Source organism: uncultured Thiothrix sp., from assembly GCF_937873765.1.
GTDB lineage: Bacteria > Pseudomonadota > Gammaproteobacteria > Thiotrichales > Thiotrichaceae > Thiolinea.
Map to the genome: position 1 here is coordinate 1 of NZ_CALMZC010000003.1, position 7,171 is coordinate 7,171.

The window sequence follows — 7,171 nt, forward strand, 5'->3', positions numbered from 1 at the left end:
TGGCGAATTCATTAATCAGATGTTTTTCAACTCTTCTGGTGCATGACCAACTTTTTATGTATAAGCTTATCGATTAAAAGCAGATGCATCAGCCTTCAGTTTCAGTTATGCTTGCAGGCCATTTTTCATGGCACAGCAGGTGCTGCATGAAAAAACTCGATCACTGAGGAGCGTTGCGACAGGTTTTTCTGCCAGGCTCAGTGGATTGAAGGACAATTTAAATACAACGGCGCTCAGTCATCATTAATAGATAGATTAGGAGATTGATAATGACTGAGGCGTATTTGTTCACCTCTGAGTCTGTTTCAGAAGGCCACCCCGATAAAATGTGCGACCAGATTTCCGATGCGATTCTGGACGCGATCATTGCCAAAGATAAATATGCGCGTGTAGCTTGCGAAACCTTGACCAAGACCGGCATGGTGGTACTCGCGGGCGAAATCACCACGACTGCTGAAATTGACTACGAAAATATCGTGCGCGGTGTCGTGAATGACATTGGCTATAACAATTCAGAAATCGGTTTCGACGGCCATACCTGTGCAGTCATTAATGCACTCGGTAAGCAATCACCTGATATTGCGATGGGCGTTGACCGTGCGAAGCCAGAAGATCAAGGTGCTGGCGACCAAGGTTTAATGTTCGGTTATGCGAGCAATGAAACCGATGTGCTCATGCCTGCGGCCTTAACCTATGCGCATTTAATGGTAAAAAAGCAAGCTGAAGTGCGGAAAAATGGCACTTTGCCTTGGTTACGCCCTGATGCTAAATCACAAGTTACCGTGCGCTATGAAGGCGGTAAAATCGTGGCGATTGACGCCGTGGTTCTGTCTACTCAACATAGCCCAGATATTAGCTTGGATGATCTGCGCGTGGCGGTCATGGAGCATGTTATTTTCCCCGTGCTACCAACTGAATGGCTACACAAAGATACTAAATTCCATATCAATCCAACCGGTAATTTCGTGATCGGCGGCCCAGTCGGTGACTGTGGTTTAACCGGTCGTAAGATTATTGTGGATAGTTACGGTGGGATGGCACGTCACGGTGGTGGGGCGTTCTCCGGTAAAGACCCTTCCAAAGTTGACCGTTCGGCTGCTTATGCAGGACGTTATGTAGCCAAGAATATCGTCGCAGCTGGCTTAGCTGAACGTTGCGAAATTCAAGTTTCTTATGCGATTGGTGTGGCACAGCCAACTTCGATCACCGTTGAAACCTTTGGTACTAACAAAGTTGATCCTAAATTGATTACTAATTTAGTCCGTGAGCATTTCGACTTACGTCCTTATGGCATTACTAAAATGCTCGATCTACTACGTCCGATCTATCGCCCTACTGCGAGCTATGGTCACTTTGGACGCAATGATTTAGATCTACCGTGGGAACGTACTGATAAAGCGGACGCACTGCGTTCTGCTGCCGGTCTGTAATTTCTTCCTCAGCCTGAGGAGCGCTGCAACGGTTAGCAAAATTCAACCTGCTAACCGCTAGGCTCAGGCAATCATTTAGATTAACTGCGCTCATTCAATTGAAACATTCGGAGATTGAATGATGAACGCGAAAGCAAATACCTTCCACGATTATATTGTCGCTGATATGGCCTTAGCAGATTGGGGTCGTAAAGAGATCAAAATCGCTGAAACCGAAATGCCCGGTTTAATGGCGATCCGTGAAGAATATGCCGCTAGCCAACCCCTAAAAGGTGCTCGTATAGCTGGTTCTTTGCACATGACGATCCAAACGGCTGTCTTAATTGAGACGCTGAAAGCCCTCGGTGCTGACGTGCGTTGGGCATCTTGCAATATTTTCTCGACTCAAGACCATGCTGCCGCTGCGATTGCAGCAGCCGGTACACCGGTTTTCGCTTATAAAGGCGAAAATTTGGAAGAATATTGGGACTATACCCACAAAATTTTTGAGTGGGCTGATGGCGGCACACCAAATATGATTTTGGACGATGGTGGTGATGCGACTTTATTGCTGCACTTAGGTGCACGTGCTGAACAAGACATCAGCATCGTTGCTAACCCGACTTCTGAAGAAGAAACTTACCTATACGCAGCGATTCGTCGTCGTGTTGAAGAGCATCCGGGTTGGTATAGCAAAAACTTAGCCGCGATCCGTGGTGTCACCGAAGAAACCACGACGGGTGTACATCGCTTGTATCAAATGCATGCACGAGGTGGGCTAAAATTCCCCGCTATTAATGTGAATGACTCGGTTACTAAGTCTAAATTCGACAACTTATATGGTTGCCGTGAATCCTTAGTCGATGGTATTAAGCGTGCGACTGATGTGATGGTTGCAGGCAAAATTGCTGTGGTTGCAGGTTATGGTGATGTAGGCAAAGGCTCTGCGCAAGCATTGCGTGCTTTATCAGCACAAGTGTGGGTGACTGAAATTGACCCAATCTGTGCATTGCAAGCTGCGATGGAAGGTTATCGTGTGGTCACGATGGACTATGCAGCTGATAAAGCGGATATTTTCGTCACCGCAACGGGTAACTTCCATGTGATCACCCACGACCATATGGCAAAAATGAAAGATCAAGCCATCGTCTGTAATATCGGCCATTTTGACAATGAAATTGATGTCGCCAGCCTCGAACAATACGAGTGGGACGAGATCAAGCCCCAAGTGGATCATGTGATCTTCCCAGATGGTAAGCGGATTATTCTGTTAGCTCAGGGTCGTTTGGTCAACTTAGGTTGTGGTACAGGTCACCCTTCTTATGTCATGTCCTCGTCATTTGCTAATCAAACGATTGCGCAAATTGAACTATGGACTGAACGGGATTCTGGCAAATACCCTATCGGGGTTTACACTTTACCTAAGCATTTAGATGAGAAAGTTGCGCGTTTACAATTGAAGAAATTGAACGCCCAGTTGACTCAACTGACTGACTACCAAGCGAAATATATCAATGTAGCGGCTGAAGGCCCTTATAAGCCGGATCATTATCGGTATTAATTAATAATAGCTTACCCGCTATTTCTCTTGAAATAGCGGGTAGTTTTTTAAAAAATGCTAACCCTTTCTCTGCATCCTCGCCTTCAAATCCGCAAACGGATTATAAGTTGCTCCCGCTGAAACCGTATCCCCCGCCGAACCACCATACGCGGCCTCTGTTAATTTCTGGTGCTCATAGTCATGACAATACAAGCATAGTAATTCCCAATTGCTACCATCGCTTGGATTATTATCATGATTATGATCACGATGATGCACCGTCAGCTCGCGCAGATTGCTATGATTAAACTCACGACTGCAGCGCCCACACACCCACGGATACAGCTTTAAAGCTTGCTCACGATAGCCTTTAGCACGCTCTTCTGCTTGGCGACGTGCCTTTAAGACAATTTCTTGCTCTTTTGCATTCATCTTTGATTCCTCGCTAATCCACCACAAGCTTTAGTGACGTTTATCGGTGCTTGCTAGCATAAGATGTTAGTTTCCGTACAAACAATAACATGAATCAGCGCTTAAAATCATGATGTGTCCCTCAAGATGATTGCTGAATTAATCCACGTAACTTTACTGTCTAATGACCTTCTAGCGACCCAGTAGAAACAGGCCTCACCTGACATAGCAAGGACTTAAACGGCGGAAAGCCACTAATCGGATCAAGGCTTTGGTCATCGGTCAGTTCATTAATATTGGCACTATTCCAGCCGTGAAAGGCATGCACCACACCTAGTTTCATTTTATCGGTCACTTCAGCACGGAAAAGCACTTGGCCACGTGGGGAACTAATTTCTACCCTATCACCATTTTGAATCTGGCGCGCGGCTGCATCAAGTGGATGAATCTGCACACGCGGATAAGGATCAAGTTTCAGCAGCGGGGCAACATTATGCTGCTGTGAATGGGTAAAGTATTTCTGCCGCCCACCTGAAGTCAAAACCAGTGGGTAATCGCGCAATAACTCTGGGGTAGAAACGGGGCTTTCAGCCGGTTCACGATAAATCGGCAAGCCATCATAGCCTTGTTGCTTCAATTCCACCGAATCAAATTCAATCTTACCAGTCACTGTTTTGAAGCCATTAATGCGCCATTGCCGATCCGCATCGAGGAAACCTCGCTCCACTAATTCCTCGATCACAGGACTATACACCGTCACACCTGCAGGATTAGCGTAGGCTTCTTCACGCACCTCTTGCGGCAAGCCCTTTGCCATTTCTGCCCATGAAGCCTCTAAATTGCCATGCCAGAATTGCTCGACCATGCCTAAGCGTACCCCCAACTCCAAAAAGATTTGCCCATCAGGTTTAGCTTCACCGCGTGGCGGCAAAGCTTGATGACGATATTTGACCTCACCTTGATAAGCACAACCCGGATAGGCAATTAAAGCAGGACGCTCTAAACTCGTAGCAGCAGGTAGTACAATATCCGCCTGTAAAGTCGCTGGATTATGGAAAAAATCTGATACCGCGAAGAAATCCAGACTACTTAAGGCTTGCTCCATACGTTTGGAATTTGCCCACATCGCCGTATTAATCCCCATTGCGAGTAAAGCACGCATGGGTTGGGGTTTACCTTCTAGAATACAATCTGGCATCAACATGCTTTGTCCGGCAGGCCAATATTTAGTCCAAATCGGAAACACCTCATCACCAATCCGAGGGGGTAATTCTTTTAGACATACATCAAATAGCTCAATCGGCTTGGGTAGCACTTTATCATTGAAAAAGCGATTGCCACCCTCACGATCAATCATCCCCAGCACGGCAGAGAGTAGAATCATCGCACGGTGATTTTGGAAACCATTACTATGCTGCACTGTTGAGGTGGGTGACATGGCAATTTGTGAAGGCAAAGTGGTAGAAAACATTTCCACGGCTGCGCGTAAAGCCGCCTCTTGAATCCCACAAATTTCCGCAACACGACTGGGGGTAAACTCGCGAATATACTCCCGAAAGGTCTCTAAACCATTCGCCCATTCATCTAAAAACGCCTGATCTTGCCAGCCATGCTCGAATATCAAATGATGAAAACCCAGAGCTAAAGCGCCATCCGTACCGGGGCGAATTTGTAAATGAATATCAGCAAGCGCAGCCGTTTCTGTGCGCCGTGGATCAACTACAATCATTTTGCGATGTTTTTTCTTTTTCGCTAAATGATGATGTTCAAACGGGGGAATTGAGCCAGCAGCATTGGTTGACCAGACAAGCACGCACTTGGTTTTAGGGGATTCAACGGTTGAGGTGGTTTTCAGTTTATAACCATACGTGAGTTTTTCTGCAACCATCGTGGCCGAGAAACAGCAGCCCGATTCGGTGAGATAATTCGGGCTACCGAAGGCATGCGCTAAACGCTGCAATTGCGGGCGCGCTTCTTTAGTGTAACCGGCAAAAAAGCCCACGGCAGGCGCACCATATTTCGCTTTGGCTTTATTCAACTCGGTGACGATAGTATCGAGCGCCTCGTCCCAAGAAATCCGCTCAAACTCACCTGAACCTTTTGCACCCACCCGCTTTAACGGATACAGCAAACGCTGTGGATGATACTGCCGCTCCAATTGCATCTGCCCGCGTGGACAATTCGGCAACCCTTCGACTGCAATGGCTTCTTGTTGCACATTCAAAGTCACGGTAAACGCACAATTGGCATCGCATTCGTAACAGGTGGTGTGTTTGATGGTAGTGTCTGTCATCTTCGCCTCTCGTTAGCAGGATGCTGCCTATGATAACGAATATTGAGAGTCATGCACTTTTCATTAAAATGGTGGTGGTGTTCAAATTTTCAGGAGTCTATTATTATCACCCTCTAATGAGGCGGTAATTAGTGCCGGAGCAAGTTAGGTTACAGGCTTGGTTTCCACTATACTATGCTAGTAGTTCTCACTGATAGGTATACCCCCATGCCCGCCATCTACCTCAACCCTTTAACCGATTTCGGTTTCAAAAAAACTCTTCGGCGAAGAACCAAATAAAGACCTGCTGATCAGCTTCCTGAACACACTGCTGCCTGCCCATCACCAAGTCTCAGAGCTCAGTTATACTAAAAACGAATACCAAGGCATCAGTGCTGCCGACCGCAAAGTGATTTTTGACCTCAACTGCATGAGTCCTTCAGGTGAACGTTTTATCATCGAGTTGCAGCGTGTCAAACAAATCTACTTCAAAGACCATAGCTTGTTCTATTCCACCTTTGCCATTCAAGAACAATCCAAACGCGGAGATTGGAATTATAAACTTGCAGCCGTTTACACCATTGGCATTCTCGACTTCCTAGTGGATGACCATGAACCAGATGTGCTCTACCACGCCCAACTCAAAGACCAACACAATCGCTTGTTCTACGACAAACTGAACTTCATTTACTTAGTGCTTCCCCGCTTTAATCGCCAAGCTCATGAACTCTTAATCCTCCAAGACAAATGGCTGTATGCTTTCAAGCATCTGCATGAACTGGATCGCATTCCAAGTGAGCTGCAAGAAACTATCTTTCAACGCCTATTTGCTACTGCCCAAATTGCCCAACTGCATGCGGAAGAACGCCAAGTCTATGAAACCAGCTTGAAAGATTATCGAGACTTTATGAGTGCACAAGATACAGCGCATTTAGAAGGCTATCAGGAGGGGGAGCTGGTGGGAATCGAAAAGGGGAAGCAGTTAGGATTGGAAGAAGGAAAGCGCGAAACAACTCGTCGTCTACTTGCCAAAGGGATGAATGTGGAACAAGTAGCTGATTTAGTGGGTTTGTCGCTGGAGGTTGTAGCAACTTTTTAATAATTCTAGACCATGACTAGCTCTCTAAAATTCACTAAAGATTAATTAGCCATGTATTTAATCCGATGAAATAATTTCTAGCGACATACTCTCTAATGACATTGTCATGAATCTCGATGGGCTTAGAAAAACAAATCGTGCATCGGGCGAGCCACTTGAAATGGATACAGTAATTGAGATTCTGTCGCCCAATAGATTGAGTATAGTGTTTGGTACTGTAGTTTAGTCTAAAACGCAATCCATGGCTTAAATCCATGACTATTTACTTAATACTGAAACGTTAATCAATTATATGGAGAAACTACCACAAAAATTTTTTGACCATGCAATGTAGCATCGTCAGGTAAGTTGATAAACATTAGAACATCACCTGAAAGTAGATCACTAGACCTCTAGCGAAAGTCAAGAGTGAGTCACCATTCGATTAATCAGCCCTGCAA

The 7,171-nt window shown here is 45.8% G+C and carries 5 protein-coding genes, 1 pseudogene and 2 riboswitches; of the genes and pseudogenes, 3 read left to right on the forward strand and 3 right to left on the reverse strand.

Annotated elements, in window-relative coordinates:
- The first annotated feature begins 159 nt into the window (after positions 1–159).
- Positions 160–242: riboswitch (S-adenosyl-L-homocysteine riboswitch) on the forward strand.
- 27 nt (positions 243–269) lie between these two features.
- Together metK and ahcY are read left to right on the forward strand one after the other, a co-directional pair.
- Complete coding sequence (gene metK / locus Q0307_RS00790) at positions 270–1,430, forward strand: methionine adenosyltransferase (protein ID WP_298655038.1); 1,161 nt, start codon at positions 270–272, stop codon at positions 1,428–1,430.
- A gap of 9 nt (positions 1,431–1,439) precedes the next feature.
- Positions 1,440–1,529: riboswitch (S-adenosyl-L-homocysteine riboswitch) on the forward strand.
- A gap of 22 nt (positions 1,530–1,551) precedes the next feature.
- Entirely contained in the window at positions 1,552–2,970 is a 1,419-nt protein-coding gene (gene ahcY, locus Q0307_RS00795) for an adenosylhomocysteinase (protein ID WP_298655047.1), read from the forward strand.
- 57 nt (positions 2,971–3,027) lie between these two features.
- Here ahcY and Q0307_RS00800 read toward each other — a convergent pair whose 3' ends face one another.
- Both Q0307_RS00800 and Q0307_RS00805 read right to left on the reverse strand, forming a co-directional pair.
- A complete protein-coding gene (locus tag Q0307_RS00800) occupies positions 3,028–3,381 on the reverse strand; it encodes a YajD family HNH nuclease (protein WP_298655041.1) in 354 nt (117 codons plus the stop codon).
- A 160-nt stretch (positions 3,382–3,541) separates the two neighbouring features.
- Entirely contained in the window at positions 3,542–5,653 is a 2,112-nt protein-coding gene (locus tag Q0307_RS00805; RefSeq protein ID WP_298655044.1) for a molybdopterin-dependent oxidoreductase, read from the reverse strand.
- 207 nt (positions 5,654–5,860) lie between these two features.
- Here Q0307_RS00805 and Q0307_RS00810 point away from each other — a divergent pair.
- Positions 5,861–6,731: pseudogene (locus Q0307_RS00810) on the forward strand (Rpn family recombination-promoting nuclease/putative transposase).
- A gap of 34 nt (positions 6,732–6,765) precedes the next feature.
- Here the strand turns inward: Q0307_RS00810 and Q0307_RS19010 are convergent.
- Complete coding sequence (locus Q0307_RS19010; RefSeq protein WP_366936730.1) at positions 6,766–6,987, reverse strand: IS1 family transposase; 222 nt, start codon at positions 6,985–6,987, stop codon at positions 6,766–6,768.
- Positions 6,988–7,171: the final 184 nt, after the last annotated feature.

Excerpts from the sequence above, each read along its gene's own strand:
- Q0307_RS00805 (WP_298655044.1), bottom strand. The coding sequence starts at position 5,653 with ATGACAGACACTACCATCAAACACACCACCTGTTACGAATGCGATGCC.
- ahcY (WP_298655047.1), top strand. The coding sequence starts at position 1,552 with ATGAACGCGAAAGCAAATACCTTCCACGATTATATTGTCGCTGATATG.
- metK (WP_298655038.1), top strand. The coding sequence starts at position 270 with ATGACTGAGGCGTATTTGTTCACCTCTGAGTCTGTTTCAGAAGGCCAC.
- Q0307_RS19010 (WP_366936730.1), bottom strand. The coding sequence starts at position 6,987 with ATGGATTTAAGCCATGGATTGCGTTTTAGACTAAACTACAGTACCAAA.
- Q0307_RS00800 (WP_298655041.1), bottom strand. The coding sequence starts at position 3,381 with ATGAATGCAAAAGAGCAAGAAATTGTCTTAAAGGCACGTCGCCAAGCA.